The organism is Colwellia sp. E150_009, from assembly GCF_053543955.1.
This window is the reverse complement of the sequence record NZ_JBHFOM010000001.1, coordinates 111,856-138,598: the sequence shown is the minus strand read 5'-3', so window position 1 is coordinate 138,598 and position 26,743 is coordinate 111,856. Positions and strand designations below refer to the sequence as shown.

The 26,743-nt window shown below is 36.4% G+C and carries 32 protein-coding genes and 1 pseudogene; 21 read left to right on the top strand and 12 right to left on the bottom strand.

Going from position 1 to position 26,743, the window contains the following annotated elements; genetic code table 11:
• Positions 1–6: 6 nt before the first annotated feature.
• The 4 genes from ACE1OF_RS00660 to mlaF all read right to left on the bottom strand — a co-directional run bounded on the left by ACE1OF_RS00660 (position 7) and on the right by mlaF (position 2,884).
• Positions 7–711, bottom strand: coding sequence for an ABC transporter substrate-binding protein (locus ACE1OF_RS00660; RefSeq protein ID WP_448891940.1), 705 nt, complete (start codon positions 709–711; stop codon positions 7–9).
• Between the two features lie 14 nt (positions 712–725).
• A complete protein-coding gene (gene mlaD, locus ACE1OF_RS00655) occupies positions 726–1,199 on the bottom strand; it encodes an outer membrane lipid asymmetry maintenance protein MlaD (RefSeq protein ID WP_448891939.1) in 474 nt (157 codons plus the stop codon).
• Positions 1,200–1,265: 66 nt separating this feature from the next.
• On the bottom strand, positions 1,266–2,042 hold the full coding sequence (gene mlaE / locus ACE1OF_RS00650; protein WP_448891938.1) for a lipid asymmetry maintenance ABC transporter permease subunit MlaE: 777 nt from the start codon (positions 2,040–2,042) through the stop codon (positions 1,266–1,268).
• Positions 2,042–2,884, bottom strand: coding sequence for a phospholipid ABC transporter ATP-binding protein MlaF (gene mlaF / locus ACE1OF_RS00645; RefSeq protein ID WP_448891936.1), 843 nt, complete (start codon positions 2,882–2,884; stop codon positions 2,042–2,044). The genes mlaE and mlaF overlap by 1 nt, the downstream gene beginning before the upstream one ends.
• A 226-nt stretch (positions 2,885–3,110) precedes the next feature.
• Here mlaF and ACE1OF_RS00640 point away from each other — a divergent pair, with 226 nt between their 5' ends.
• From ACE1OF_RS00640 to ACE1OF_RS00580, 13 genes are all read left to right on the top strand, one after another.
• On the top strand, positions 3,111–4,097 hold the full coding sequence (locus ACE1OF_RS00640) for a calcium/sodium antiporter (RefSeq protein ID WP_448891935.1): 987 nt from the start codon (positions 3,111–3,113) through the stop codon (positions 4,095–4,097).
• Positions 4,098–4,128: 31 nt separating this feature from the next.
• Positions 4,129–5,094: a KpsF/GutQ family sugar-phosphate isomerase gene (locus ACE1OF_RS00635; protein WP_448891933.1), complete on the top strand. Its 966-nt coding sequence runs from the start codon at positions 4,129–4,131 to the stop codon at positions 5,092–5,094.
• Complete coding sequence (gene kdsC, locus ACE1OF_RS00630) at positions 5,095–5,676, top strand: 3-deoxy-manno-octulosonate-8-phosphatase KdsC (protein WP_448891931.1); 582 nt, start codon at positions 5,095–5,097, stop codon at positions 5,674–5,676. It begins immediately after the preceding gene.
• Entirely contained in the window at positions 5,673–6,323 is a 651-nt protein-coding gene (lptC, locus tag ACE1OF_RS00625; protein WP_448891929.1) for an LPS export ABC transporter periplasmic protein LptC, read from the top strand. The genes kdsC and lptC overlap by 4 nt, the downstream gene beginning before the upstream one ends.
• Before the next feature lie 4 nt (positions 6,324–6,327).
• Positions 6,328–6,885, top strand: coding sequence for a lipopolysaccharide transport periplasmic protein LptA (gene lptA, locus ACE1OF_RS00620; RefSeq protein WP_448891928.1), 558 nt, complete (start codon positions 6,328–6,330; stop codon positions 6,883–6,885).
• Positions 6,878–7,630, top strand: a complete 753-nt coding sequence (gene lptB / locus ACE1OF_RS00615) for an LPS export ABC transporter ATP-binding protein (protein ID WP_448892090.1) — start codon at positions 6,878–6,880, stop codon at positions 7,628–7,630. The genes lptA and lptB overlap by 8 nt, the downstream gene beginning before the upstream one ends.
• Before the next feature lie 89 nt (positions 7,631–7,719).
• Positions 7,720–9,243 carry an RNA polymerase factor sigma-54 gene (locus ACE1OF_RS00610; RefSeq protein ID WP_448891926.1) on the top strand — a complete coding sequence of 508 codons (1,524 nt, stop codon included), beginning with the start codon at positions 7,720–7,722 and terminating at the stop codon, positions 9,241–9,243.
• A 42-nt stretch (positions 9,244–9,285) separates the two neighbouring features.
• Entirely contained in the window at positions 9,286–9,573 is a 288-nt protein-coding gene (gene hpf, locus ACE1OF_RS00605) for a ribosome hibernation promoting factor (protein ID WP_448891925.1), read from the top strand.
• Positions 9,574–9,592: 19 nt separating this feature from the next.
• Positions 9,593–10,045 (top strand): PTS IIA-like nitrogen regulatory protein PtsN, encoded by a 453-nt coding sequence (gene ptsN, locus ACE1OF_RS00600; protein WP_448891923.1) that lies wholly within the window; start codon positions 9,593–9,595, stop codon positions 10,043–10,045.
• Between the two features lie 80 nt (positions 10,046–10,125).
• The gene (gene rapZ / locus ACE1OF_RS00595) at positions 10,126–10,980 is read left to right on the top strand and encodes an RNase adapter RapZ (protein ID WP_448891921.1); all 855 of its coding nucleotides are present in this window, start codon (positions 10,126–10,128) and stop codon (positions 10,978–10,980) included.
• Between the two features lie 6 nt (positions 10,981–10,986).
• Positions 10,987–11,286 (top strand): HPr family phosphocarrier protein, encoded by a 300-nt coding sequence (locus tag ACE1OF_RS00590; protein WP_448891919.1) that lies wholly within the window; start codon positions 10,987–10,989, stop codon positions 11,284–11,286.
• Between the two features lie 149 nt (positions 11,287–11,435).
• Positions 11,436–12,794, top strand: coding sequence for a magnesium transporter (mgtE, locus tag ACE1OF_RS00585; protein ID WP_448891917.1), 1,359 nt, complete (start codon positions 11,436–11,438; stop codon positions 12,792–12,794).
• Between the two features lie 257 nt (positions 12,795–13,051).
• Positions 13,052–13,714 (top strand): hypothetical protein, encoded by a 663-nt coding sequence (locus ACE1OF_RS00580; RefSeq protein ID WP_448891915.1) that lies wholly within the window; start codon positions 13,052–13,054, stop codon positions 13,712–13,714.
• Between the two features lie 75 nt (positions 13,715–13,789).
• Here ACE1OF_RS00580 and ACE1OF_RS00575 read toward each other — a convergent pair whose 3' ends face one another.
• Together ACE1OF_RS00575 and ACE1OF_RS00570 are read right to left on the bottom strand one after the other, a co-directional pair.
• Positions 13,790–15,826: a S9 family peptidase gene (locus ACE1OF_RS00575; RefSeq protein WP_448891913.1), complete on the bottom strand. Its 2,037-nt coding sequence runs from the start codon at positions 15,824–15,826 to the stop codon at positions 13,790–13,792.
• Positions 15,827–16,040: 214 nt separating this feature from the next.
• Positions 16,041–16,157, bottom strand: a pseudogene (locus ACE1OF_RS00570) (MmcQ/YjbR family DNA-binding protein); the annotation flags it as partial.
• Here ACE1OF_RS00570 and ACE1OF_RS00565 point away from each other — a divergent pair.
• The 4 genes from ACE1OF_RS00565 (at position 16,117) to ACE1OF_RS00550 (ending at position 17,570) form a co-directional block, all read left to right on the top strand.
• Positions 16,117–16,506 carry a type II toxin-antitoxin system ParD family antitoxin gene (locus ACE1OF_RS00565; protein WP_448891912.1) on the top strand — a complete coding sequence of 130 codons (390 nt, stop codon included), beginning with the start codon at positions 16,117–16,119 and terminating at the stop codon, positions 16,504–16,506. The pseudogene ACE1OF_RS00570 and the gene ACE1OF_RS00565 overlap by 41 nt on opposite strands.
• The gene (locus tag ACE1OF_RS00560) at positions 16,499–16,795 is read left to right on the top strand and encodes a type II toxin-antitoxin system RelE/ParE family toxin (protein WP_448891911.1); all 297 of its coding nucleotides are present in this window, start codon (positions 16,499–16,501) and stop codon (positions 16,793–16,795) included. Before ACE1OF_RS00565 ends, ACE1OF_RS00560 begins: the two co-directional genes overlap by 8 nt.
• A 252-nt stretch (positions 16,796–17,047) precedes the next feature.
• Positions 17,048–17,296: a type II toxin-antitoxin system Phd/YefM family antitoxin gene (locus ACE1OF_RS00555; RefSeq protein ID WP_448892088.1), complete on the top strand. Its 249-nt coding sequence runs from the start codon at positions 17,048–17,050 to the stop codon at positions 17,294–17,296.
• Positions 17,286–17,570 carry a type II toxin-antitoxin system RelE family toxin gene (locus ACE1OF_RS00550; RefSeq protein ID WP_448891910.1) on the top strand — a complete coding sequence of 95 codons (285 nt, stop codon included), beginning with the start codon at positions 17,286–17,288 and terminating at the stop codon, positions 17,568–17,570. The genes ACE1OF_RS00555 and ACE1OF_RS00550 overlap by 11 nt, the downstream gene beginning before the upstream one ends.
• Before the next feature lie 12 nt (positions 17,571–17,582).
• Here the strand turns inward: ACE1OF_RS00550 and ACE1OF_RS00545 are convergent, their stop codons facing one another.
• From ACE1OF_RS00545 to ACE1OF_RS00535, 3 genes are all read right to left on the bottom strand, one after another.
• Positions 17,583–17,993: an MmcQ/YjbR family DNA-binding protein gene (locus ACE1OF_RS00545; RefSeq protein WP_448891908.1), complete on the bottom strand. Its 411-nt coding sequence runs from the start codon at positions 17,991–17,993 to the stop codon at positions 17,583–17,585.
• A 132-nt stretch (positions 17,994–18,125) separates the two neighbouring features.
• Complete coding sequence (locus ACE1OF_RS00540; RefSeq protein WP_448891906.1) at positions 18,126–18,605, bottom strand: TlpA family protein disulfide reductase; 480 nt, start codon at positions 18,603–18,605, stop codon at positions 18,126–18,128.
• Positions 18,602–19,846, bottom strand: coding sequence for an exo-alpha-sialidase (locus ACE1OF_RS00535; RefSeq protein WP_448891905.1), 1,245 nt, complete (start codon positions 19,844–19,846; stop codon positions 18,602–18,604). Before ACE1OF_RS00535 ends, ACE1OF_RS00540 begins: the two co-directional genes overlap by 4 nt.
• Positions 19,847–20,158: 312 nt before the next feature.
• On the opposite strand from ACE1OF_RS00535, the gene ACE1OF_RS00530 reads away from it, so the two are divergent.
• Positions 20,159–21,430 (top strand): S1 family peptidase, encoded by a 1,272-nt coding sequence (locus tag ACE1OF_RS00530; protein WP_448891903.1) that lies wholly within the window; start codon positions 20,159–20,161, stop codon positions 21,428–21,430.
• The gene (locus tag ACE1OF_RS00525) at positions 21,418–22,461 is read left to right on the top strand and encodes an FHA domain-containing protein (RefSeq protein WP_448891901.1); all 1,044 of its coding nucleotides are present in this window, start codon (positions 21,418–21,420) and stop codon (positions 22,459–22,461) included. Before ACE1OF_RS00530 ends, ACE1OF_RS00525 begins: the two co-directional genes overlap by 13 nt.
• An 80-nt stretch (positions 22,462–22,541) precedes the next feature.
• Here ACE1OF_RS00525 and trpS read toward each other — a convergent pair whose 3' ends face one another.
• Both trpS and rpe read right to left on the bottom strand, forming a co-directional pair.
• Positions 22,542–23,546: a tryptophan--tRNA ligase gene (gene trpS, locus ACE1OF_RS00520; RefSeq protein ID WP_448891900.1), complete on the bottom strand. Its 1,005-nt coding sequence runs from the start codon at positions 23,544–23,546 to the stop codon at positions 22,542–22,544.
• 124 nt (positions 23,547–23,670) lie between these two features.
• Positions 23,671–24,339, bottom strand: a complete 669-nt coding sequence (rpe, locus tag ACE1OF_RS00515) for a ribulose-phosphate 3-epimerase (RefSeq protein WP_448891899.1) — start codon at positions 24,337–24,339, stop codon at positions 23,671–23,673.
• A gap of 297 nt (positions 24,340–24,636) precedes the next feature.
• On the opposite strand from rpe, the gene ACE1OF_RS00510 reads away from it, so the two are divergent.
• Both ACE1OF_RS00510 and ACE1OF_RS00505 read left to right on the top strand, forming a co-directional pair.
• A complete protein-coding gene (locus ACE1OF_RS00510) occupies positions 24,637–25,308 on the top strand; it encodes a TorF family putative porin (protein WP_448891897.1) in 672 nt (223 codons plus the stop codon).
• 116 nt (positions 25,309–25,424) lie between these two features.
• Entirely contained in the window at positions 25,425–25,625 is a 201-nt protein-coding gene (locus ACE1OF_RS00505; RefSeq protein WP_448891895.1) for a DUF2970 domain-containing protein, read from the top strand.
• A gap of 154 nt (positions 25,626–25,779) precedes the next feature.
• On the opposite strand, the gene ACE1OF_RS00500 is transcribed toward ACE1OF_RS00505, so the two are convergent.
• On the bottom strand, positions 25,780–26,589 hold the full coding sequence (locus tag ACE1OF_RS00500) for a Dam family site-specific DNA-(adenine-N6)-methyltransferase (protein WP_448892087.1): 810 nt from the start codon (positions 26,587–26,589) through the stop codon (positions 25,780–25,782).
• Between the last annotated feature and the right edge of the window lie 154 nt (positions 26,590–26,743).

The following is a 26,743-nucleotide window of genomic DNA, read 5'->3' as shown; positions in this document are numbered from 1 at the left end:
ACCTAATTAATCTTTAAAAACAATATCTCGGTCACTTTGCTTTTTCAACAACTCGGTGACATAAGGAAGTCCTTTTTGACGAATAACACCACCAAGTTCAGCTTGTTTACTGTCTAGCAAACTAACGCCTTCAGCAATCATATCAAATGCTTTCCATTCTTGTGTTTGTCGGTCTTTTCTTACTTTGAACGACACATCAATATTATCCCTACCCGTCATAATAACACGCGTATCTACAGCGACTATTTTTTTATCTGCAAAATCTTCTTCTGGTGCAAATTCTACAGGCTGTTTATCATATAAAGTAAAAACTTGCGCATATGATGTAACAAGGTACTCTCTAAAAACAGGCACAAATTCTTTTCTCTCTTCATCAGTGGTATTCTTTAATTGCTGACCAATGACTTTAAACGCAGAATATTGATAATTGATATAAGGCATTAACTCTTCACGTACAATATCTTTAAGGATATTTGGATCAAGTCGAATTGCCTGTTGCTCATTAGCAAAACGTTTAAAGGTTTTACCAGCAACTTCTTTAATCATTTTATAGGGATTTTTTTTATCCACGGTTGCATAACTAGTGTTTTCTTCATCTATCGATGAACTAGGCTCTTGTGCTATATCAAAAGCTAAAACGTTATGTGTTAGCATGCTAGAAAAAATATAACCTAAAAATAATACTACTTTCACTGGTTTTGTTTTCTTCATTTTCACTTCCTTCATTATTCGCTACCACTTCCTTGACCAAATAAGAACTGCCCTATTAGTTCTTCCAAAACTAATGCGGGTTTAGTATCTTCAACATAGTCATTGGGCTGGAGAATTTCTAACGAGTCATCCATAAAACCTGGCTGTAAACCTATATATTGTTCACCCAATAAACCTGCAGTTAAAATAGCCACAGACGTCGCCTCTGAAAACTGGTTATATTGACTGTAAATTTCCATCGTAACAACAGGAGTATAATCCTTTGCATCAAGAGAAATGTCACTCACTCGCCCAACAACCACGCCACCAACTTTAATGGGAGAACGTACTTTTAAACCACCAATATTATCAAACTTAGCAAAAAGATTATAGCTATCACTACTACCTGAAATACCAGTATTTGCTACTTTAAGTGACAACATAAGTAATGCTGCAATCCCTAGCGCAACAAAAAAACCAACCATTAATTCTACTTTTTTTGACATCATGCCTTCACCAAACGCCTTTTAAATATACTTAAAAATCATGAACTAACTCATTTTTTCTTATGAGTTTTATCTCGCAAACATTAATGCTGTTAAAATAAAGTCTAAGGCCAATACCAATAAAGATGATTGTACCACAGTTGATGTAGTCGCCCGTGAAATTCCTTCTGAAGTAGGTTCACAATCATACCCTTTATAGACAGCAATCCAAGTAACAACAAAAGCAAAAACAACACTTTTAATGATACCGTTAACAATATCTTTACTAAAATCAACTTGGTCTTGCATTACAGACCAAAATGTTCCGCCATCAACACCTAACCAATCAACACCGACCAAGTGCGCACCTAAGATACCCACCATAGAAAATATGGCGGCCAATAAAGGTAGACTGATAAAACCTGCCCAAAAGCGTGGTGCAATAACACGGCGTAACGGGTCAACCGCCATCATTTCCAAGCTTGATAATTGCTCTGTTGCTTTCATTAAACCAATTTCTGCTGTTAATGCAGACCCCGCTCGACCAGCAAATAATAATGCCGCAACCACAGGTCCTAATTCACGTAATAAAGACAAAGCAACCATAGGTCCAAGGCTAGCTTCTGCGCCATAACTAACTAAAATGGTATAACCTTGTAGCGCCAATACCATACCGATAAAGCCGCCAGATACAATAATTATAATTAATGACATTACCCCCACATTATAAAGCTGTAATAATAATAATGGAGTACCTTTACGCACATTAGGAATGTGTAACAATGCTGATAACAATACAATGACAGCGCGCCCCAAACCACTAATTAACGCTAATGTATTCTTGCCTAATAACTGCAATTGCTGCATTAATGTTTTCCTCGAAGACTTAACGAAGGCGAATCATGAATCAACTCTTCACGATAATTTGGTGCTGCATAATGAAAAGGTACAGGTCCATCCGCCTCACCTTGCACAAACTGTTTAACTAATAAAGAGTCGTGTTCTCTTATCTGCTCAGGCGTACCTTGACCAATAACTTTCTGCTCTGCAATGATGTAGATATAGTCGGCTATACTCATTACTTCAGGCACATCATGCGAAACAACCACGGATGTTAATCCCATAGCATCGTTCAAAGCGCGAATTAAACGCACGATAACGCCCATTGAAATAGGATCTTGTCCCGCAAAGGGTTCATCATAAAGAATTAACTCAGGATCAAGCGCTATAGCCCGTGCAAGTGCAACACGCCGTGCCATACCACCTGAAAGCTCATTCGGTTGTAAATCACGAGCACCGCGAAGACCAACTGCTTCAAGTTTCATTAATACTATTTTTTCTATAATCGCTTCAGGAAGTTGACTATGTTCCCGAATAGGGAAAGCAATATTATCGTAAACACTCATGTCTGTAAAAAGTGCACCACTTTGAAACAACATACTCATGCGTTTACGTGTTTCATATAATTCTTTTCTAGAAAGCTGGGGAATATCCTTACCTGCAAATAATATTTGTCCTGACTGTGGGCGAATTTGACCACCAATTAAACGCAACAAAGTAGTTTTTCCAATACCACTTGGCCCCATAATCGCCGTCACTTTTCCTTGCGGGATAGACAAACTAATATCATTATAAATCACACGTTCACCCCGTTTAAAGGTAAGGTTATTTATTTCAACTAGATTTGTATTACTGTCAATTTCTATCATTAAAATCCATTACATGTGATCGATTATTACCAATTTTACCTGAGCACCTCGCATTCTTCACTAGAAATTAACGATTTAATGAATAATAAATGTCAAAAAATGTTAGAAAATGTAAAAAAAAAATAATTTGCTAGTATATTCCACTTATTTTCTTTTAATTTCATTAATTACTTTTTTTTTGGGCTACAAACAGCGACAATTTAACTCCTAAAAATTGGAGTCATGAATGTTAGTACACGTTGTCATATTATTAATTGCCTTTACTGCACTTGTATGGAGTGCAGATAAATTTGTTTTAGGTGCCTCATCATTAGCAAGAAACTTAGGTGTTTCACCCATGATTATTGGGTTAACCATTGTTGCAATGGGCTCTTCAGCCCCTGAAATGATGGTAGCCGCCGCCGCTTCATTTCAAGGAAGCCCTGATACCGCTATTGGTAATGCCATAGGTTCTAATATAACTAACATAGCGTTAGTATTAGGTATTACCATATTGATTAAACCTTTGATTGTTTCTTCTTCAACAATCAAGCAAGAATTACCCTTTTTACTATTACTTACACTCCTTACCTATTGGATACTTTCAGACAACTTTTTTAGTTTTACTGAAGGTATTGTCTTGATGATCAGCTTTTTTGGTTTTATTGCTTTTTTACTAATTAAGGCATTAAAACAACGAAAGCATCAAAATAATGACGATCTAATGATTATTGAAGCCGTACAAGATTTACCCGACCCGACTACCACTGGAAAATCACTTTTTTGGCTAATTACTGGAATAACCTTACTGGTATTAAGTGCTCACTTTCTTGTGGGATCTGCTGTTTTTATTGCAAAAGCTTATGGAATTAGCGATCTCGTTATTGGGTTAACCATTATAGCTATCGGAACAAGTTTGCCTGAGCTAGCGGCAAGTGTAGCCAGCATATTGAAAAAAGAAGACGACTTAGCCATGGGCAACATTGTGGGGTCAAACATTTTTAATATTTTAGCGGTATTACCTTTTGCTGGTATTATAGCGCCTGGAGAGATCAACCCTGAAGCGTCATTTAGAGATACACCTATCATGATAGCGGTGACTGCTTTATTATTTATATTGTGTTTTAGTCGAAAATTTGGTTACTTTAGATTAACCCGCTTAAAAGGTGCATTATTAGTGATATGTTTTTTTGCGTATCAAGTGTTGCTTTTCAGTCAAACGACTATCAATTAGCTCAATCAACAAAAGTAATTTAAGTAACACCATGAAGAATTTTAAAGAAATTGCTAAAAACGTAATAAACATTGAACAACAAGCCATTGCAGAATTATTGCAGTACATTGATGATAATTTTGAAAAAGCTTGTCAAATAATGTACCACTGTCAAGGGCGTGTTATTGTTATTGGTATGGGAAAATCTGGTCATATTGGTGGTAAAATTGCTGCAACATTAGCCAGTACAGGCACCCCAGCCTTTTTTGTTCATCCTGGCGAAGCAAGCCATGGCGATTTAGGTATGATCACAAAAGATGACGTGGTGCTAACCATCTCCAATTCAGGTGAAACAGGCGAAGTATTAGCGATTATTCCTGTAATAAAACGTATTGGGGCAAAGCTAATTTCCATGACAGGAAATACCAGCTCTACCTTAGCAAAATTAGCTGACACACATGTTTGTATTAACATTACAACAGAAGCTTGTCCTTTAGGATTAGCACCCACATCAAGTACAACAGCAACCTTGGTAATGGGAGACGCTATCGCCGTTGCCCTATTAAATGCACGCGGCTTTACCGCCGATGATTTTGCTTTATCACATCCAGGTGGAAGTTTAGGAAAACGTCTATTGTTGCGTTTGAGTGACATCATGCATCAAGGAGAACGTTTACCTGTCGTTCCTGAAAATGCGCTAATCAAAGATGCACTAGTTGAAATGTCATTAAAAGGCCTAGGAATGACAGCTGTTGTCAATGCTAACAACCAACTTATTGGATTATTTACCGATGGTGATTTACGCAGAATTCTTGACCTTCAAATCGACATACATCAAGATAAAATAACAAGCGTTATGACCAAATCGCCCACGGTGGCACAAGCAGATATGCTAGCCGCACAAGCGCTGAATATTATGGAAGATAAAAAGATCAATGGTTTGATCATAGTAGACGAACACCATACACCTATCGGCGCTATGAACATGCATGATTTGCTAAGATCAGGAGTACTTTAAGTGAATAAGAACACAAACACTCATTTAAACCTACTCACCAAAACACTTTATGGTGATGTCACTAAAGAAGTATTTGATCGCGCAAAAAAAATAAAACTATTAGTGTGTGATGTTGATGGTGTTTTTTCTGACGGTCGAATTTACTTGGGTAACGACGGTGAAGAACTGAAAGCATTTCATACCAAAGATGGCTTTGGTATCAAAGCACTTGGCAATAGCGGTGTAGAAGTGGCTATTATCACAGGTCGTCGTTCTGCCATAGTCGCTAATCGCATGACTGCTTTAAATGTAAAACACATAGTACAAGGGCAAGAAAACAAACTCCCCGCACTTCAGCATCTGGCAGAGCAGCTTAAGCTTTCGTCTGATGAAATAGCTTATATTGGTGATGACATACCTGATTTAGCTTGTATTATGTACGTAGGTTTGGGAGTTTCTGTATCTGACGCACACCCTGCTGTGTCGACAAAAGCAGATTACACCACATTTACTCAGGGTGGTTTCGGTGCAGTACGCGAAGTATGCGATTTAATAATGCAAGCCCAAGGCACCCTTAATGACGCAACGGGCGCGAGTATATGACACGCACTACTTTTTTAACTTTTCTATTTTTAGTGCTAGGTGCGATGGCTTACGGTATTATTGAATGGCGACAGTCAAAAATAGTGCCCGATGAAAACATTGAAAGTAAACTCACTCCTGATTTTATTGCTGAAGCACTAAAAACCGACATATATACTAAATCAGGACAGCTTTCTCATGTCATTGTTGCAGATCGTATGGAGCACTATGCCAAGCTTGAAGTAACCCACTTTGAACTGCCTAATTACACTTTATATCCTCACAACAATTCGGCAAAATCAATTGACTCCAACGAGCTGAACAATAATGAATTAGAAGACAGAAACTCAGCAACGCCCTTACCTGAAGAAAAAGCTTTGCCATGGAATATTAGCGCAAAAGAAGCAACACTTTATAAAAACAATAGGGTTATTTTAAATCATCGCGTACACTTAAGCGCAACAGATAAAAATAGTTTGATACAAGAAATACATTGTAAATATTTAGAACTCGATTTAAATACTAACATTATCAGCTCAGATCAAACCGTCATGGTCCAAGGAAAGGATTTCACCATGTACGGATCTGGCTTGATAATTGACTTAAACACCAAACAGATGACATTAACTGAACATGTACGTACCATTTATAAAAAAAGTAATAGTTAGTCCCTTGATAACTATTAAAAAACTCAGCAAAAGTTTATTACTTGGCTCATTAGTTTTCGGCTTATCAGCACCTCTATTTGCAGCCAAAAAAGATCTCACGCAAGAAATTACAATAAAGTCTAAACGTCAATCAGCCGATTTAAAAAATAAAATAGCAAGCTATTTGGATGAGGTGAATATCAGCCAAGGTACCATTTCAATTGTTGCAGACATTGTGCAAGTTTATAGTGGCATTGACAGTAATACGAAAGAAAAATCAGATACTTATCTGGCTAAAGGTGATCCCGCTATTTTCCAGCAAGCATTAGAAGACGGCAGCTTAATTAGCTTACAAGCCAATGAAATAAAGTATCAACCTGACCTGCACATTATTACTGTTTCAGGTAATGCACAAGTCAAACAAGCTGGCAGCAAAGTTACCGGTGAAACAATCACTTACAATACATTAAGTGAAAAATTAGAAGCCATAAGTAGAAATGACGATTCCGTCACTACTGTTTTACAACCAGCTCAAATTAAAGCTCAGCAAAATAAAAAGAACAATGACAGTAATAATGAATAGTATTGAGAATACACCAAAAGAATCAACCTTAATAGCCCAAGGGTTATCGAAGTCATATAAACATAATAGAGTAGTAAAAAGTGTTAGTTTAACGGTGAAAGCGGGTCAAATTGTAGGATTGCTAGGCCCTAATGGCGCAGGAAAAACCACTTCTTTTTATATGATTGTTGGGTTAGTACCCAACGACGATGGTAAAATCATTCTAAATGATCAAGATGTTACACTTGCCCCTATGCATGAACGCGCACGCCGTGGCATTGGTTATTTACCACAAGAAGCCTCTATTTTTAGAAAACTTACCGTCACCGATAACATTATGGCTATTTTACAAACAAGGAAGAACCTTAGTGAGCTTGATAGGCAAGCTAAGTTAGAACACCTGTTAGAAGAGTTTAATATTAGTCATATTAAAGATAACTTAGGTATGAGCTTATCAGGTGGTGAGAGAAGACGCGTAGAAATTGCTAGAGCCCTAGCTGCAGAGCCTGAATTTATTTTACTTGACGAACCCTTTGCTGGAGTTGATCCTATTTCTGTTGGCGATATAAAAAAAATTATTATTCACCTTAAAAATCGTGGAATTGGTATATTAATTACCGATCATAACGTGCGTGAAACACTTGATGTATGTGAACATGCTTATATTGTTAGCCACGGAGAAATTATTGCCGAAGGTGATTCAAATCAAATTCTTGCAAATCAAAAGGTAAGAGATGTATACCTTGGTGAGCAATTCACGCTATAGTTAGCACAGACATAAAAACTTAAGCTATGCTTATTATTATGAAAATTAAATAAATAAATAAAATTATTAATAGGAATTAGAAAACGTAGATGCGCCCAACTCTGCAGCTCCGAATAGGACAACAACTAACCATGACGCCACAACTGCAACAAGCGATAAAGCTGTTGCAGTTATCAACGTTGGAACTTCAGCAAGAAATTCAAGAAGTGCTTGAAAGTAATCCTCTTCTTGAAGTGAATGAGCAACAAGCATCCGATACTAGCGCTGATAATGATTCAAATAATAATTCAGATAATCTTGAAGAAGCCTTTTCAGCAAAAACTTCTGAAAAGACTGCCACTGATGGCAGTGAAGATTCATCCGCAACCATTGATGAAATCAGCACAACAGAAGCTATGGAAAAAAATGATATTCCTGAAGAGCTAAATATCGACACAACATGGGAAGAAAGTTACAGTGCGGGCACATCAAATACAGGCGCAATTAGTAGCCCAAGTGAAGATTATACTTATCAAGGTGAAACAACCGACTCTATTCAAGATCACCTTTTATGGCAAATGGAGTTAACCCCGTTTTCAGAAACCGATAGAGCTGTCGCTATCGCCATTATTGAAGCGGTAGACGACGCAGGTTATATGACAGTGTCAAGTGAAGACATTTTAGAAAGTGTTGGTATAGAGGGACTGGAACTTGACGAAGTAGAAGCTGTATTAAAGCGTATCAATGTTTTTGATCCTATCGGCGTTGCCGCTCGCTCTATTGCTGATTGTTTGCTGATTCAATTAAATCAATTTGAGCCAACTACTCCGTATTTAAACGAAAGTAAGTTAATCATTAAAGAGCATATTGATCTACTTGGTAACCGTGATTATAGACAACTCATGCGCAAAACGCGTCTTAAAGAAGATCAGTTGCGTGAAGTGATGCGATTAATTCAAAGTTTAAATCCGCGCCCTGGTGATGTTGTTGCAAAAAATGATGATCAATATGTAATACCTGATGTGTCTGTAGAGAAAAAAAATGGTCGCTGGGTGGTAGAATTAAACCCAGATACCGCCCCTAAATTATCCGTAAATCAACAATATGCCGCTATGACAAAAACTACCAAGTCATCAAGCAGTGATGGCCAATTTATTCGCGCCAACCTACAAGAAGCTAAATGGTTTATTAAAAGCTTAGAATCACGTAACGACACCCTATTAAAAGTATCTAATTGTATTGTTCAACGCCAACAAGGCTTTTTTGAGCATGGCGAAGAAGCTATGCGTCCCATGGTATTGAATGATATAGCAGAAGCAGTAGATATGCATGAGTCTACGATTTCACGGGTAACTACCCAAAAATACATGCATACCCCAAGGGGAATTTTTGAATTAAAATACTTTTTCTCAAGTCACGTTAGCACAGAAAATGGCGGTGAATGTTCATCAACCGCTATCCGTTCTTTAATCAAAAAACTCATTCTAGCGGAAACACCTGCTAAGCCGCTAAGTGATAGTAAAATGGCTGATTTACTGGCCGAGCAGGGAATTAATGTTGCGAGACGAACCATAGCCAAATATCGAGAATCTTTGTCTATTCCCCCGTCAAATCAACGTAAGAGTTTACTATAATAGCTATATACTAGCTCAATTAAGATAATAAGGATCGAACTTATGCAAATTAACCTTACTGGCCACCATGTAGACCTAACTTCATCATTAAGAGAATACGTTAATACTAAATTTGATAAATTAGAACGACATTTTGATCACATCACGAATGTGCATGTGGTACTGACAGTAGAAAAGTTAGATCAAAAAGCGGAAGCAACGGTGCACTTAAAAGGCAATGAAATTCATGCTTCAGCAGTCAATACTGACATGTATACATCAATAGATACTTTAATTGATAAATTAGATCGCCAAGTGCTTAAATATAAAGGCAAAATATCGCAACATTAGCGCAATAATATAAAAAATTATGACACTACAAGACATATTAACACTGGACTGCACGCAATGTGCAGTACCAGTACAAAGTAAAAAACGCCTACTTGAACAAATTTGCCTTCTTGCCGCTAAGCAATTAGGAACCGCTAGTCCAACCGACCTACTGGATAGTTTACTCAACCGTGAAAAAATGGGTAGTACAGGTATTGGCAATGGTATTGCAATTCCTCATGGTAGATTAAATAATACAGATAAAGCTATCGCCGTATTTTTAACAACTCAGCAAGCCATAGATTTTGACGCAATAGACAACAAACCTGTTGATATATTCATCTGTTTATTTGTGCCTGAAAATAGTACACAAGAACACTTAGATACATTACAGAGTATAGCCAAGCTGTTTAGTAATCGTAAAACAGCCAAACAAGTACGAAAATGCACAAATCAACAAGAAATGTTTAATCTTATTCAACAAGCAACTTAAAGTTGCAATGATATAGAAAATTGCGTGTTGAGAGTCACTCGTTTCACGAAACTTTGTACCCGTAAGTCGAGGCTTAACTTATGAAACTTATTATTGTTAGTGGACGTTCTGGCTCTGGGAAATCAGTTGCGTTAAGGGTGCTAGAAGATTTAGGGTATTATTGCGTTGATAATATTCCTGTAAACTTATTACCCGCATTAACTCATACTGTTATTCACGATTATGAAAATGTTGCTGTAAGCTTAGATGTTCGAAACCTACCAAATGATCCTAATGATATTTTAGAAGTTATCGAATATCTGCCAAATGCGATTGATATTACTACCTTATTTTTAGATGCTGATGATAATGATCTTATTCGACGTTTCAGTGAAACTAGACGCCTGCATCCACTTATTAAAAAAAATATTCCATTAGATCAAGCTATCGCGTTGGAAAAAAAACTACTAACCCCTATTTCTACTAATGCTGACCTGTATATTAATACAACTCAATTAAGTCCACATCAATTAGCCGATTTAGTACGCGAACGCATTCTTGGTAAAAAAACAGGTTCAATGGTATTAGTCTTTGAATCTTTTGGTTTTAAACATGGAATTCCTGCTGATGCTGACTATGTTTTTGATGCGCGTTTTTTACCTAACCCGCACTGGGAAAAAGAATTAAAAGCCTACACAGGTTTAGAGCAACCAATAAAAGACTTTCTTGCCAGCCAACCCATTGTGACAAAATTTGTATGGCAAATTAATAGTTTCATGATGACTTGGCTACCCCATTTAGAACGCAATAATAGAAGCTACCTTACCATAGCCATTGGTTGCACTGGTGGTAAACATCGCTCAGTTTATATTGCAGAATTATTATCCAGTAACTTTCGCAAAGAGAAGAAAGATGTGCAAACTCACCATAGAGATATTAAAAAAACTAAAGAGTAAATCACCATGCCCTCCAAGCCAACTCATAACAATATTATAGTCAGTAAAGAATTAACCATCATTAACAAACTTGGCTTACATGCACGAGCCGCGAGTAAATTGGCACAACTTTGTCAAAAATTTTCAGCAGAAATCACATTATCTCTTGAAGAAAAAGAAGCCGACGCAAGTAGCATCATGGCGATTATGTTGCTTGCTGGAGCACAAGGTAAAACAGTAAAAGTAACCGCCCAAGGTACTGATGCACCAGAGGCTTTAGCCGCAATAGGACAGCTTATTGGGGATAAGTTTGACGAAGAGGAATAATTTACAGCAACGACGTAAAATTGCTGCAAGAAATACAAACTTACGATAAACTTATTAGTAATTATAAATATTAATTGGTATTAATAGACCTGTAATAAGCATTTAATAACATTAGTATAGATCGTCACTCTAACATCCAAGTAATCTCTATGCCTGACATAATAGAACAAGAAACTATTCAACAACGACTACATCAAGTTAATGAAGCACTTGATAGTGGCATGTTTGTTTATGTTCGCAGATTACTACAAGACATGACCGCTTATGATTTAGCACTTTTTCTTGAATCTTCTCCAGCTAAAAGTCGTCCTGTTTTATGGCAACTCATTGATGTTGAACACCATGGCGAAGTGCTTGAAGAACTCAACGAAGAGGTACGTAAAGGCATATTACAAAGCATGCGCCCTGAGAAGCTTGCTGCTGTTGCAGAAGGCATGGATGTTGATGATTTAGCCGAAGTATTACGTACTTTACCTGACAGAGTATATCAAGAAGTACTTAACTCAATGGACTCCCAAGACAGGAGTCGAGTAGAAACCGCCCTCTCTTATGACGAAGATACTGCTGGCGGTATAATGAATACCGATACCATTACCTTACGTCCAGACGTAAGTGTTGACGTGGTATTACGTTATTTAAGACTGAAAGGACAACTGCCAGAAGCAACCGACTCTTTTTATGTGGTAGACAGAAATAATCGCTTTATTGGTGCCGTTTCACTGGCCGCTATTGTAACGGCTAAGCCAGAAGTTATTATTTCAAGCCTAATAGATTCCGAAATTGAAGCTGTACAAGCGAGTATGGAAGAACAAGAAGTGGCTCAATTGTTTGAAAAACATGATTGGTTTTCTGCTCCTGTCATCGACCAAGAAGGACATTTACTGGGTCGTATCACAATCGATGATGTTATTGATATAATTCGTGAAGATGCCGAACATAGTATGATGAGTATGGCGGGTTTAGATGATGAAGCTGATACATTTGCCCCTGTTATAAAAAGTACAAAGCAGCGTTCTTTATGGTTAGGCGTAAACTTAATTACAGCCTTACTCGCCGTTGCCGTTACCAGTATGTTTGAAGGCATTTTTCAACAACTGGCTATTTTAGCTGTACTTAACTCTTTGGTACCCAGTATGGGCGGCGTTGCAGGTAATCAAACCTTAACCTTAGTTATTCGTGGTATGGCATTAGGTCATGTGGGTAATCGTAATGCCAGAGCACTATTAAACAAAGAAGTGGCAATAGGCTTTTTAAATGGTGTTATTTGGGCGCTATTAATTGCCACAGTTGTTTCTGTTTGGAAACAAGACTTGATGTTAGGCGCGGTAATAGCTTTTGCCATGTTAATGAACATGACAGCCGCAGGTTTATCGGGCGTTCTTATTCCATTATTGTTAAAACGACTTAATATTGATCCTGCCCTTGCTGGCAGTGTTATTATTACAACCGTCACTGACGTGGTAGGAATATTTGCTTTTTTAGGCACAGCAACACTCTTACTTACCTAGCCATAGTATAAAGCAATACCCTAATCAAATAGCGCTTCAATAAATAAAATTTGAATTTATTTAAATATCTACTATGTTTTCTAGTTAGAGCAAAGTTTTGCTACTCATAATTTACGGTTGTCGTAATAGGCAAGGATGTTGTCAATTTTTAGAAGTTTGTTTCTTAAACTAATTTAATCGTACTGTTTAACCACCCAAAACGGCCAAGTATTCAATTCTTATTCTGTTTTTTTGGTGTATTTAAAAAGGAGAAAACCATGTCTGTAAATCAAATTTCATATGATGAAGCAAGAAAACTCATGAAACCAGGTGATGTTATTGCCTTTGGCGGAAAAGGGCACTTTTCAGAAATCATCAAATTTGCTACGTTTTCTAGCGTTTCTCATGTGGGGGTTATTCTTCAAACCAAAATAACAGAAGATGATACGAATAGATTTTTCAACCAAATTATAGAATCAACCTCATTAAATGGCTTTAATGGCGTAAATATATCAAGATTTAGCGACAGACTTAACACCTACGAAGGCGAACTGTGGTGGCTTCCCCTCAGTGATAATCACAGGGCAGTTTTCGATGCTAAGTCTTTTTACAATTTTTTATTCAACCAAGCAAAAAACAAAAAACCTTACGATATGCCACAAGCCATAAAATCAGCCGTTGATGCATTAGATAACTTGCCTTTTGATCTGCATGGACCAACATTCAACAAAGAGGATTTTAGTAAATTCTTTTGTTCTGAACTTGTTGCCGCAGGGTTAGAAATTTCAGGCGCTATCAATTCAATTAATGCCTCTGAAGTAACACCAATCGACTTGTGCCGTTGGAATATATATCAAAATAATTATTATCAATTAAAAGGTGACCCAGATAAAAAAATATCTCGATTCAATACTGCATCACCTGCTCATTGGAATCATTAGCCACCATCATAAATGAGCTATCGAGCATGCGCTCAATTTCACCTTGTGAAATTGAGCTTTATTCAAATATTCACACTACTTTTCGCTACTTTTATATTTTTCAAACCACGCAAGCGTATGCTCTATCTTAGTTATCATTCGCGAAGGCCTAGCTGCAATACCGTGATAAGATTCAGGCACTTTGACTAACACAGTATCTATTTTTCGTAATTTTAGTGCTTGGTAATACTGTTCAGTTTGTGCCATAGGTGTACGTAAATCTTTTTCACCCGTAATTAGCATCGTGGGTGTGGTTACATTGCCCACTAACGACATGGGCGAGCGCTTCCAGTAGTGTTCAACATGATCCCACGGCATCCCAGGAAATTGAGTCGGTATTTGCCCTAAACCACTATCTGCAGTTAATACTTTACTTAACCAATTAATGACTGGTTTAGCGACAACTGCAGCAGAAAAACGATTCGTTAGGCCAATAGCATAAGCGGTTGCTATACCACCTGCAGAACCACCTGTGATAAATAAATTGTTCTCATCAACAAAGCCTAAGTCAATCATAGCATCGACACCAGAATCGTGATCGGCAAAATCTTCTATCGAACTATATTTATATTTCAACAACATCGCAAAACGTTCGCCATATGAACTACTACCGCGATGATTATTATAAAAAACGACATACCCTTGGGCTGCATAACGCTGTAACTCTGCTGAAAAATGAGGACCATAAGCTAAATGTGGCCCACCATGAATTTCTAATATCAGCGGGTACTTCTTCTTAGGATCAAAATTGGGAGGCGTAATATACCAGCCTTGAATAGGCTCACCATCAAATGCAGATTTATAGCTGACTTCATGTACTTTTCCTAATGTTTTATGTGCTAATAAGTCTTCATTTAATTGGGTCAATACTAATGATTTTTCCGCACGGTTAATCACAGCAACATTGGCGGGGCTAGATGTATTTCCATAAGTATATGTCACTATACCACTTGTTGAAGCAGTAAAACTGCCACTAATGTATGGACGACCTAAAGTGGTACCAGAAAGCGTATCAGTTAAGTCTGTAATCTTACCTTTAGTATTAATAGTGGCAAGCTTACGCTTACCAAAGTCATCATAACTGAACGCTAAACGAGTATTAGATAACCACTGTTGACCACGAACAGAACGATCAAAATCTTTAGTTAATTCGGAAACCTTTTGCGTTTTCCAATCCATAATATGTAACTTGGCATTGCGGTAGGGATTTAATGCATTTGAACCAGACAAAAATGATAATTTTTTACCATTTTCAGAAAAAACAGGGTTGTACTCTTTTCCTGGTGATGAAGTTAGTTCAATTAACTCTCCTGTAGCAAGGTATACCTGATATAAGTTTCCTTCTAATCGTTTATATTCCCAGTCTTTTAGTCTATTAGCAGAAAAAACAATAGAAGAACTGTCTTGGCTCCATGCTAATGCTCCTTGATGGTGATAAGGGTCATGAGTTAATTGGCGTGGCGTTCCGCCTTCACTAGGTAGAATAAATATTTGCTGGTAACCTGGTTTAAGCAACCCTTTGCCGTCTGCTTGGTAGTATGCTTGATCAATTACAACAACAGGTTTGTTCCATTTCGCCCCTTTCGGTTTTTTCGGCATATTGGCAATGACCGTAGGCTCTTTTTTTACTTTTTGAACAAATGCTAACCACTTTCCGTTTGGCGACCAAGTTAAATTTGAAATCTTACTTTGTAGTTGGCTAACCAAAGCCGTTTTATTTTCTTTTAAATAATGCACATGAATTTGATAACTCCCCGTTAAGTTACTAACAAAGGCGATTTTTTGTCCATCAGCAGACCAACGAGGTTGCGAATATTGTTTATCATCAGAAAACAGTGGTACTTGCTGTTTAGACTTAACATCAATTAACCACAGGTTGGTATTTGTCCCATCGTTCATAATGTCATTTGAGTTTCTAACATAAACAATTTTTGTACCATCAGGTGATATTTGAGGATCACTAGCATACTCTAGTGAAAATATATCTTCGGCAGTAAATAACTCATCAGCGTAAACAACAAGTGATAAACTAGATAAAACCAAGAGCATGATAATACGAAATAATAAATACATAGTCAGACCTTAAAAAAATGAGTTTTCATTCACTCACACCTTAATTATTAATAACTTTGATTGTATAGAAGACAAACGTAAATAACACCTTGCTGGCACTATTTCTACCGTGATAATGAGTTATTTAGTCGCAAAAATTACATTGTTTTTTTAATAAAAATATGACCAATTAAATGTTTGTTTGATAATTTGGCGCAAATAAACAAACGCTAAATTAGTGATGAAGTAATACTGACTGTTGATCTTTTTTAGACATTTTACTCACGACCAACATAAATGAGTTACCGATCATGCGCTCAATTTCACCTTGTGGCACTGAGCCATTAAGTATTCCATTGCGCTTTAATCATATAAACATTAGCGCTATTAAAAACTATTTAATGGCAAACTTTGCCAATATATGCCAAAATAATCTCATTGTAACTGAAGAATATATAGGAGTAACCATGGCAACACTTAATATATCTATTCCAAATGAAATGAGACACTGGATTGATCAACAAGTAACTAGTGGGCATTTTGCCAATGCGAGTGATTATATTAGAGATCTGATCCGTCACAATCAAAGTGAAAAAGAAGCCATACGGATGGCGTTAGTTGAAGGTGAGATGAGCGGGGAAAGCCCCTTAACTGTTGCAGATATTATTAATCAGCAAAGAAAAAATATAGAAAATGACTAAATATATTCTTTCCAACAAAGCCTCAACAGATTTAGCAAATATTTTTCAATATACCTATAAAAACTTCAATGTTATCCAAGCCGAATCTTACTTATTAGCACTTGAAGAATGTTTTGTTATGCTGTCAAACGAACCAGATTTGGCTCATAAAGTTGAGGATATAAGAAAAGGTTACTTTCGATATTTGTTTAGAAAGCACGCCGTATATTTTCAAGTACGCCAACATAACATTTTTATTATTCGAGTATTACACCAACAGATGAAATACGAACTTCATTTAACAAGTTAGATGCTTGTTTATAAATGTACTAAAATCGACTGCTGATCTTTCTTGGTCATTTTACTCACGACTAAACTAAACGAATTATCTATCATACGCTGAATCTCACCTTGAGAAATTGAGTTATCTAAGATGATTGTATTCCAGAATTTTTTAATTATATAAACATTAGCACTACTCTCTTACCTTTAATAATAACTATATTGAAATAAAAAACCATATGACCTATTATTAATACTCTAAAAAGGTTTAGTTGGAAAGATAATGCATACTATATTAGCTGAAAGCACAACTAGCATTTCAGAACTTAAAAAAAACCCCATGGCCGTAGTTAACCAAGGTGATGGATTTCCTGTAGCTGTACTTAACCGTAATCAGCCCGCTTTTTACTGCATACCAGCAGAAGCTTATGAGCTACTAATGGATAAATTAGAAGACTTGGAACTAGCGAAAATAGTTGAAGAACGTAAAAGCCAACCTGAAATAAAGGTTAGCTTAGATGACCTATGAGCTAGTTTTCAAACAAGATGCTCTTAAAGAATGGCAAAAATTAGACTCAACGATAAGAACTCAATTTAAAAAGAAGCTAATCGCAAGATTAGATAAGCCCAAAGTTGAATCTTCTCGCCTTAATGGTATGAAAGATTGCTATAAAATTAAACTCCGTAAAGCAGGTTATCGCTTAGTTTATCAGGTACGCGATTTAGAAATTATAGTATCAATTGTCGCGGTTGGAAAAAGAGAGAAAAATTCGGTGTATAAAATAGCGGCTAAACGTATTTAATCCATAAAGTAATTACAAATGTACTAAAATCGACTGCTGATCTTTCTTGGTCATTTTACTCACGACTAAACTAAACGAATTATCGATCATGCGCTCAATTTCGCCTTGTGGCACTGAGCCATCAAGTATTACAGTATTCCATTGCGCTTTATTCATATGATAACCAGGAATAACACTGGCAAAAATATCACGCAACATCACCGCTTCATCAGGATCACATTTTAAATTAACGCAATAGTACCCTGCCATTTTTCCAGCCGTATCTTTTTCAGTTCCTTTACCAAAGGATAGCGTGGCAAACATTTTCTGTTTTACACGAAAAACTTTGACATCATCACCAAACGGAAAATACATAGATGTTTCTGGTTTAGATAAAAGGTATTCTTCTACTACTATTTGCTGCGTACTTAAACTATCTGCCATGCCATGTCTCATTTTAAAAAAAGCTTATCCCAAAAAACACTGCTATTCCATAAATTGAAAACTATAACGAATAAAGAGCAATCAATAAAACAGAATTCGTAATTTTTAAGTAGCAATTTGTCGTTTACGCAACTAAGGTAATAACCATTTAGTTAGTATAACTTTATTAACTAAACCACTTTTTCCATGAAACTGACCATTTTTTTCAATAAAATAACTGCGAGGTAATTCGCCATACCATTGAGGATCAATCAAAAATCTGCTTTGATCTGCTTTACCATCAACAAAGTGAAGGTTGGTTAAATGGTTTAATTCAAATTTATTAATCACGGCTTTTCGCTCTTCAACACTTTCATCGTCAGCATCGGTATTAATAATTACCACAGGTAAATCATCATATTTATTTTTCAATTTTTGTAGAATAGCTAACTCTTTAAAGCATGGTGGACAATCCACAGACCACAATAACATTAACCATTGCTTACCTTTATTTTCAACTTTAATCTTTGTCAATTGCTCTTTATTAAAGGCGATTGAATTACCATATGCTACGTTTATACAGCAACAAACACTAAACAAGGTAATAAAAATCAACTGTTTTATATAGTTCATAATGCCCGTACCAAATGACCTTGTTTAGAACGGTGCCACGACACATAACTATTCGCTTCTTTTTTAATAATAAAAGGGCGATCAGCACCTTCAGTCGCTGTTGCCAATAATTGAGCTGCTGTAAATGTTTTACCATCATCAGTTGAACGTTGATGCCATAATTGATGCTCAGTGCCCGTAAATTGTGTCCAAACAATATCTACATTATTCCCGTTGCTATTCAAATGGGGATGAGCCGCTTGAGCCATTTGCTCGCCAACAGAAATAGGCGTAGAAAGGGTTTTCCCTTGATCATCACTCCAAGCATAAAAAATACCTTTACCTACTTGCCCTTGGTTAAACCACACCATATGGTAGCGATTATTTTCATTAACGCTAATACCACCGCCTTGATGGGGGCAACCATTAATTTTCCACAGATCATGACTTATTTGATAAGGCGCTTGCTGCGCATTAGTGCCTTGCTCTACCGTTAACAAGGCAAACTCACGAATATTATCACCGTAAATATGTCGCCAAAAAATAGCTAACTCATCCTGCGCATTATAATCCATAGCAATACGACAACATACACACGTGTTATTAGCTAGCTGTTCATTTGAGAAAACAGTGTCATCTTTTCTAAAGTTAGCTTTCCCAAGAAATAATGCAGAGCCATTAGCTGGCTTACCTTCTAAGCGCAATTGATAAGCTAACCGGGCATCTAACCATACAATACTAATGTCACCTTCATTGTTAACTAAAAGCTCATTAAAACGGTGCCCTGTTACTAAATTGTCATTATTAACAGTTATCGGTTGGGTAAAGGTTTTGCCATAATCACTTGAATAGCTAAAGCGTACATCTGCCGTATACTTTTCCTCTTTAGGTGTTGTCCAAGACAAATACACACCTTGAAAACCATCAAACGCTATTTTTGGTCGACTTTCATTACGGGCTGATATTTCCTCTTGCGCAATATCTACACGTTTAGCACTAGAAAAGTTTGCCCCATTATCTTTAGATATTTGAAAATATAAGCGATAGTTTTGCACCCATACCCGCCATAAATCACCATTAGGAGCAAAAGCAGCAGTAGCTGTTTTAGCACAGACAATAGTGGCTTCTTCACAGTTTTGCATTTGACCTGCTTTTGGCCCCTTTAATTTACTATTTTGTTCTGCTGCAACATTTTCACTCACCATAAAGATGGTCAAACTAAACAAAATAACACTCGACACTCTATAGAGAAATGTTGACATAAAGACTTCCTTACCATTAATAATTTAAGCCATAATACGCAATTGGTGGTACTACTGACATATCATCACCTGCGTGTTAATGTTTAACTATTTATAACAACAGGAATTTTTTACTCATTTAATTGCCGCTATAGTAGAGCAATTTTGCATTTTTTCAGTGCGACATAATGTCGCAAAAGTGCACTTTTTCTCACTTTCGTTGGCCACTCAACCATGCCAACTCACAATAGATAAATACATGAGACAAAATAGTAAGTGACTAATGTACAGACAATGGCACAATAGAGTAGTAATTTTTTAACAGGAATATAGATGAAAGTTTTTTTTAGCCTAACCTTTCTTTTGCAATGTATGCTATTAAGCAGTAGTAGTTATGCCGTTGAACAAGCAGAACAATTGTTTAATCAGCTAAAACCCTCGCTTTATCAAATTAAATTAATAGACAAAGCAAGCGGGGAGAAATCATCCATAGGCTCTGGCTTTCAAATAAGTCATGATGGTATCGTTGCCACTAACTATCATGTTATTTCGAGTTACGCCCTACATCCCGAAAAATATCGTATTGAATACCTTGATAGCCAAGGAAACCAAGGTGGTTTATCGTTACAAAGTGTTGATGTTATTAATGATCTTGCCTTAGTTAAACGTACAATTGAACAAGAAATACCCTTTTTTGAACTTTCACAAACAGCTCCCCATAAAGGAGAGCAGCTATTCTCATTAGGTAACCCACATGACTTAGGGATGATTGTTGTGCCAGGCACATATAATGGTTTAAAAAAGGAATCTTTTAATGATCGTATTCATTTTACAGGCTCTATCAACTCAGGAATGAGTGGTGGCCCTGTTGTCAATAAAACGGCCAAAGTTGTTGGCATAAATGTCGCAACATCAGGCAACTCTATTGGCTTTCTTGTACCTCACGACAAGCTAGTCACGTTATATCAAAACTTTTTAAACAAGCCACCCGAGTCTATAGAAAAACAAATGACGCAACAATTAATGGCAAGCCAAAATAAATTGATTACCTCAATTTTAAACAGCCCATGGCAAGCTAAACAGCTTGGAGAGCGTGCAATTATTCCTATTATTGATGTACCTTATATTCGATGTTGGGGAGACTCTAATGCTGATAAAACAGATGCTTTGATGTTAGCAGCGGTAGCAAATTGCTCGCTAGATGAAAATACCTATATTTCTTCACATTTTTTTACTGGCTCAATGGAAATAGAATTTCGTACCATGAAAGCTAAAGAGGTTAGCGCTAATAAATTTTATCATTTGTACCAACAACAAATTGCACATGCTGGTGCAGGAAATAGAGCAAACAAAGAAAACGTAACAGAATTCCAATGCCATAACGACTTAGTCATTCCTGATAACCAAGCCATAAATAACAAAACTATCTTTTGTACACGTGCTTATAAAAAATTTACAGGGTTATACGACATCCTTTATTTAAGTGCTTCAGTAGATAAAGACCAGCAAGCTATTATAAGCCACTTTACTATTGCAGGCATTAGCCAATCTAACGCATTAGCCTTTACACGCCAATTTATGGAGGCTGTGTCATGGAAATATTAAATACACAAGCGCAATTTATGGAAAAAAAACAAAATATCCTTGTTAATGAAACTACCCCAGTCAAAGAAATTATTATAGAAGAAATCAGCCGAAACCATAAATTACTGCACCGCCATAAATTGTCACAACAGCAAATTCATATTGGCCGTGATTATCATAACGATATTATTCTAGCTGACCCACACATATGCCCTAGCCACCTCAGTATTGAACTGAAGGATGGACAGTGGAAAATTACCGATAACCAAACAATTAATGGCTCTTTTATTGAAAACACAAATTGCAAAAAGCATAGTGCAGATCAACATGTTATTAATGATGGAGATGTTATAACGCTCGGAAAAAGTCAATTAAGAATATTGTTCACCAATCACCCCGTAGAGCCAACCATTGCTATTAGCCCTTTTGAAGAACTAATTAACCTACTACGTCACCCTATTGCACTATTATTAAGTATCACATTGTTTACCTTGATTGCGGGCTATAGTTTCTATTTAAATACCCCAAAAGAAGTTAACTTTAGTCAATTATTAGTGCCTACTATTGGCATGACACTAGGTTTTGCATTATGGCCAGCAGGTGTCGCATTAGTTTCGCATTTAAGTAAACACGAAGCACGAATACTGGCTCAATTAGGCATAAGTTTTACCTTTTTCAATCTTATGTGGTTTAGCGACTTCTTAGAGGGGCTAGCCTCTTTTAATAGTTCAAGTGGGTCTATACTGCCCACGTGCCTTTTGCTTGTTTCCTTTGTTCTTGCCTTTAGCTTATTTTGGTTAAATGGGTATATTGGCTTTCATATGTCAGCTAAACGACGAGTAATTGTAGCAACAGCCATGACTGTGTTGCTTTTTGGCGGTAGCTACCTAGTTCAATTCAGCAACAAGCCAGAATTCAATCCAAGACCGCAATATAATGCAACGATTATGATGCCAAATTTATTAATTGCCTCAAGTATCAGCACAGACAAATTTATTGAAGATAGTCGTAAGCTTTTTGAGCAAACCAAAAAAGAAGCATTAAAGAAATAGCAGTAAGTGCAACATAAATCAGTGGCGAAAATTGCTTTTCGCCACCTAAAATTGTTTTGTTGATTATGATTTACTGATAACTATGGACGAGGGATAAAACCAACTGCGTTGTAAACAGACGTTAAGATCTTATTAGCACGATGCGATGCTTTTTCAGCACCTTTTTTCATTACTTGTTCAAGAAATACCTGGTCTTCTCGATATTGATGATACTTAGTTTGAATCGGTGCCAGCATAGCAACAACCGCTTCAGCAACATCACCTTTTAAATGACCATACATTTTGTCTTCATATTCTGGTACTAAACTATCAACCGACTTTCCTGTAGCACATGACAATAAAGATAGTAGATTTGAAACACCTGGTTTTTCTTCAAGATCATAATAGATATTTGCTTGTTCATCTGAGTCAGTTACCGCACGCTTTATTTTTTTAGCAATTTTCTTTGGATCTTCTAATAAACCAATGAAGTTACCTGGATTAGAATCTGATTTAGACATTTTTTTAGTTGGCTCAAGTAAGCTCATCACGCGAGCGCCATGCTGAGGAATAAAAGGATCTGGCACAGTAAAAATATCACCATAGAGATTATTAAACCGTGTAGCAACATCACGTGCTAACTCTAAATGTTGTTTTTGGTCATCCCCAACGGGAACACTGTCTGCGCCATACAATAAAATATCAGCCGCCATTAATACTGGATAGGTAAACAAGCCAGCATTCATATTCGCCTCTGACTTTTGCGATTTATCTTTATATTGAGTCATACGATTTAATTCACCCATTTGGGTATAACAACTTAATATCCAGCTTAATTGAGCATGCTCTGGTACATGAGATTGAATAAAAATAGTACTTTGCTCTGGGTCAACGCCACAAGCGAGGTACAAGGCTAAACCATCTAAGGTTGCTGAACGTAATGCCTTAGCATCAGGACGGACTGTAATAGCATGCTGATTTGCAAGCATATAATAACACTCTTGCTGATCTTGCATATTGACCCATTGCTTTAATGCGCCTAAATAATTGCCAATAGTTAACTCACCTGATGGCTGACAGCCACTTAATACAATAGGTTTACTCATAATTTTCCTTTAGATTTAACCAGTATTACTCAATAGATACTGATCGATTCATTTTATTTAATATTACAAAATTATTTTTGCAGCTAAACCGCTTAGGCTTTAGCAGAATTCAACTTAATATTGCTTATACTTTGGCTAATTCTGCACGCATTTCATCAATGGCAATTTTATAATCTGACTGTGAAAATATAGCACTACCAGCCACAAACATGTCAGCGCCAGCTGCCGCTATTTCAGCAATATTACTTGCTTTCACACCGCCGTCTACCTCTAAGCGAATGTCACGACCACTTTGTTTAATTCTTTCTTTTACCAAACGTAACTTATCTAACGTGGTAGGAATAAATGATTGCCCACCAAATCCCGGATTTACTGACATCAATAAAATAACATCAAGTTTATCCATAATAAAATCTAAACATTGCAATGGCGTTGCTGGGTTTAGCACTAAGCCAGCCTTGCAACCATGATCTTTTATTAACTGCAAAGTACGATCAACATGATCGCTACCTTCAGGATGGAAAGTAATAATATCAGCACCCGCTTTAGCAAATTGCGGTATTAAGGCATCCACAGGTTTTACCATTAAATGTACATCAATAGGCGCAGTAATACCGTAATCACGTAATGACTGACAAATCATCGGACCAAATGTTAAATTAGGCACAAAATGATTATCCATCACATCAAAGTGTACAACGTCCGCACCTGCAGATAAAACCTTTGCCACATCATCGCCCAATCGGGCAAAATCAGCCGATAAAATCGACGGGGCAATTAAAAAAGAAGACATAACGTTTGCTCAATCAAGAAAATTATTTGTATTATACCCAAGCCCAGTAAAAATACGAGCATCAACCGCCAGTGTGTTTAGGTGATTTAACTGCACTTCAATAGTTCAAACCAAACTAAGTCGCACCATACTAGCGCAAGCACTTTGTTACAAGCTAGAACAAAAACACAAAACAAACACCATAAACCATTAATAAATATATATTTTTTAAAATAATTTCTTTTTATTTAATACAGGCATCATCTTTGCAAAATACTACTTTAGAAACAAAATTTATAAAACATTAAAGAGAGAAACATGAAAAAATCAATATTAAGTGTTGCACTAACATCTATTTTAGCTACCTCAACTGTTTTTTCTACTTCAGCATCAGCTGTTGAAGGGCTAAGCGCTAACGCCGCTGTAACTTCTAACTATTTATGGCGTGGTTTAGAACAAACTAGTGGAAAATCTGCCGTATCTGGTGGTATTGATTATGCTGCTGATTCAGGTTTTTATGTTGGTACATGGGCGTCAAATGCTGACTGGGCTGACGGCATGACCTATGAATTAGACTTTTATGGTGGTTTTGGCGGTAATATCAGCGAAAGTGTATCTTATGATGTAGGTTTTATTTACTACGCATACCCTGATGAAACATCAGGAGATGCTGATTTCTCAGAAGTATACGGTAGTATTTCATTTAACGCGTTAACAGTAGGTTTAGCCGTGTTAACTTCTGGTGAAGACGCAGATGCGGGTGATACTATTTATGCCAATGTAGATTACAGTATTGCATTAAGTAATGATGCTGAAGTGAACTTACACATTGGTTCATATAGTGGTGACTGGCTGGCCGAAGACTCGATTGACTATGGTGTAAGCATATCAAAATCATGCTTCACTTTAGGCGCATCAGCAACTGATTTAGATGGCGCAGCAGGCGATATGAAAGTATATGTTTCTTATGCTGTTGATATTGACTTATAGAATTACAACCTCTTTTAAACGTTAATATTTAAAACAGACAAAAAGATGCTAATTGGTTATACTATAACCAATTAGCATTTTTTATTATTGATTATTCACCTTAAGATGAGAGTTAAATGTCAGACAAAACATCTTCATTTAAAGAAACATTTAAAAGTGTAGCCGCTGCTTTTTTTGGCGTTCAAAGTAATAAAAATAGAACAAGAGACTTTGCTCAAGGGAAGTTAATTCACTTTATTATTGTGGGTATATTAAGTGTCATTATTTTTATCAGTATTTTGATATTTATAGTTAACTTAGTTGTACCCGCAAATTAACGCGATAACTGTTGTGAACAAAGTGACATAAATTCTCTCACCTTTTCGTCACAGGTATACAATCACACCGCCATGGAGTATTTTAACCAGCACAAGTGGGCAATAATTTAGTAAAAATAGCCACTATAGAAAGATTTGTTAAGCCGAGCTGGGGTTATTTATATAAGGCCAAAATTTCTTTAACCTTAATTCTACCTTTACCTTTTTGACTTATTGAGCGTTGAACCTGAAACAACTTATATTCAGTTGCTCCTTTATAAAGTTCACGTGTGAAATCTACATAATGATTTGATATCAATGTGGGAATATTTTTATTTTTAGCTACTTCAGCACACTTAACTAATCGCTGTTGATCTTCATCTGTAAACGAATTACCAGCATAAGCAGTAAAGTTTGACGTTGGATTGATAGGTGAATAAGGCGGGTCACAATATATAACATCATCAACTTTTAACTGAGAGAATGCCGTTTCAAAATCGCCTTGAATAAATGTTGCTTTTTCAGCTTTTTCTGAAAAGTGAATTAACTCATCTTTCGGAAAGTAAGGATGCTTATACCGTCCAAAAGGTACGTTATATCCACCGTTTTTATTATATCGACATAAGCCATTATAACCGTGTCTATTGAGGTATAGAAACAATAATGAACGCTCGTACGAATCTTTAGATTGATTAAATTGATTTCTTAATGCGTAATATTTATCAGGTAAATTACTATCACCATTAAAAAATTTCTGAGCATCAGCTATAAATTGTAAAGGTTTATTTTTAATTATATTAAATAAATTAATTAAATCTTGATTCATATCTATCAAAAGGTATTCATCAAAGTCTAAATTAAGAAATACAGAACCACCACCTACGAAAGGTTCCACTAACCTTTTTTTACCTCTTGTAGGTAATAGACTAGCTATCTCACTAACAACTTTTTTTTTCCCACCTGCCCATTTCAGAGCAGATCGCATACCAGCGAGTGATTGAGCTTTAGCCACAAAAGAAACCTATAAATTATTAGTAGCTAAAGCTAACATAAACATTTGTCTAAAAGCACACAATACACTAGTTTTCATAGTTTTAAAAAATGCTTAATATTTTCACTTATGTATGCCTAACTAATAT

Excerpts from the sequence above, each read along its gene's own strand:
- ACE1OF_RS00660 (WP_448891940.1), bottom strand. The coding sequence starts at position 711 with ATGAAGAAAACAAAACCAGTGAAAGTAGTATTATTTTTAGGTTATATT.
- mlaD (WP_448891939.1), bottom strand. The coding sequence starts at position 1,199 with ATGATGTCAAAAAAAGTAGAATTAATGGTTGGTTTTTTTGTTGCGCTA.
- mlaE (WP_448891938.1), bottom strand. The coding sequence starts at position 2,042 with ATGCAGCAATTGCAGTTATTAGGCAAGAATACATTAGCGTTAATTAGT.
- mlaF (WP_448891936.1), bottom strand. The coding sequence starts at position 2,884 with ATGATAGAAATTGACAGTAATACAAATCTAGTTGAAATAAATAACCTT.
- ACE1OF_RS00640 (WP_448891935.1), top strand. The coding sequence starts at position 3,111 with ATGTTAGTACACGTTGTCATATTATTAATTGCCTTTACTGCACTTGTA.
- ACE1OF_RS00635 (WP_448891933.1), top strand. The coding sequence starts at position 4,129 with ATGAAGAATTTTAAAGAAATTGCTAAAAACGTAATAAACATTGAACAA.
- lptC (WP_448891929.1), top strand. The coding sequence starts at position 5,673 with ATGACACGCACTACTTTTTTAACTTTTCTATTTTTAGTGCTAGGTGCG.
- lptB (WP_448892090.1), top strand. The coding sequence starts at position 6,878 with ATGAATAGTATTGAGAATACACCAAAAGAATCAACCTTAATAGCCCAA.
- ACE1OF_RS00610 (WP_448891926.1), top strand. The coding sequence starts at position 7,720 with ATGCGCCCAACTCTGCAGCTCCGAATAGGACAACAACTAACCATGACG.
- hpf (WP_448891925.1), top strand. The coding sequence starts at position 9,286 with ATGCAAATTAACCTTACTGGCCACCATGTAGACCTAACTTCATCATTA.
- ptsN (WP_448891923.1), top strand. The coding sequence starts at position 9,593 with ATGACACTACAAGACATATTAACACTGGACTGCACGCAATGTGCAGTA.
- rapZ (WP_448891921.1), top strand. The coding sequence starts at position 10,126 with ATGAAACTTATTATTGTTAGTGGACGTTCTGGCTCTGGGAAATCAGTT.
- ACE1OF_RS00590 (WP_448891919.1), top strand. The coding sequence starts at position 10,987 with ATGCCCTCCAAGCCAACTCATAACAATATTATAGTCAGTAAAGAATTA.
- mgtE (WP_448891917.1), top strand. The coding sequence starts at position 11,436 with ATGCCTGACATAATAGAACAAGAAACTATTCAACAACGACTACATCAA.
- ACE1OF_RS00580 (WP_448891915.1), top strand. The coding sequence starts at position 13,052 with ATGTCTGTAAATCAAATTTCATATGATGAAGCAAGAAAACTCATGAAA.
- ACE1OF_RS00575 (WP_448891913.1), bottom strand. The coding sequence starts at position 15,826 with ATGTATTTATTATTTCGTATTATCATGCTCTTGGTTTTATCTAGTTTA.
- ACE1OF_RS00565 (WP_448891912.1), top strand. The coding sequence starts at position 16,117 with ATGCGCTCAATTTCACCTTGTGGCACTGAGCCATTAAGTATTCCATTG.
- ACE1OF_RS00560 (WP_448891911.1), top strand. The coding sequence starts at position 16,499 with ATGACTAAATATATTCTTTCCAACAAAGCCTCAACAGATTTAGCAAAT.
- ACE1OF_RS00550 (WP_448891910.1), top strand. The coding sequence starts at position 17,286 with ATGACCTATGAGCTAGTTTTCAAACAAGATGCTCTTAAAGAATGGCAA.
- ACE1OF_RS00545 (WP_448891908.1), bottom strand. The coding sequence starts at position 17,993 with ATGGCAGATAGTTTAAGTACGCAGCAAATAGTAGTAGAAGAATACCTT.
- ACE1OF_RS00540 (WP_448891906.1), bottom strand. The coding sequence starts at position 18,605 with ATGAACTATATAAAACAGTTGATTTTTATTACCTTGTTTAGTGTTTGT.
- ACE1OF_RS00535 (WP_448891905.1), bottom strand. The coding sequence starts at position 19,846 with ATGTCAACATTTCTCTATAGAGTGTCGAGTGTTATTTTGTTTAGTTTG.
- ACE1OF_RS00530 (WP_448891903.1), top strand. The coding sequence starts at position 20,159 with ATGAAAGTTTTTTTTAGCCTAACCTTTCTTTTGCAATGTATGCTATTA.
- ACE1OF_RS00525 (WP_448891901.1), top strand. The coding sequence starts at position 21,418 with ATGGAAATATTAAATACACAAGCGCAATTTATGGAAAAAAAACAAAAT.
- trpS (WP_448891900.1), bottom strand. The coding sequence starts at position 23,546 with ATGAGTAAACCTATTGTATTAAGTGGCTGTCAGCCATCAGGTGAGTTA.
- rpe (WP_448891899.1), bottom strand. The coding sequence starts at position 24,339 with ATGTCTTCTTTTTTAATTGCCCCGTCGATTTTATCGGCTGATTTTGCC.
- ACE1OF_RS00510 (WP_448891897.1), top strand. The coding sequence starts at position 24,637 with ATGAAAAAATCAATATTAAGTGTTGCACTAACATCTATTTTAGCTACC.
- ACE1OF_RS00505 (WP_448891895.1), top strand. The coding sequence starts at position 25,425 with ATGTCAGACAAAACATCTTCATTTAAAGAAACATTTAAAAGTGTAGCC.
- ACE1OF_RS00500 (WP_448892087.1), bottom strand. The coding sequence starts at position 26,589 with ATGCGATCTGCTCTGAAATGGGCAGGTGGGAAAAAAAAAGTTGTTAGT.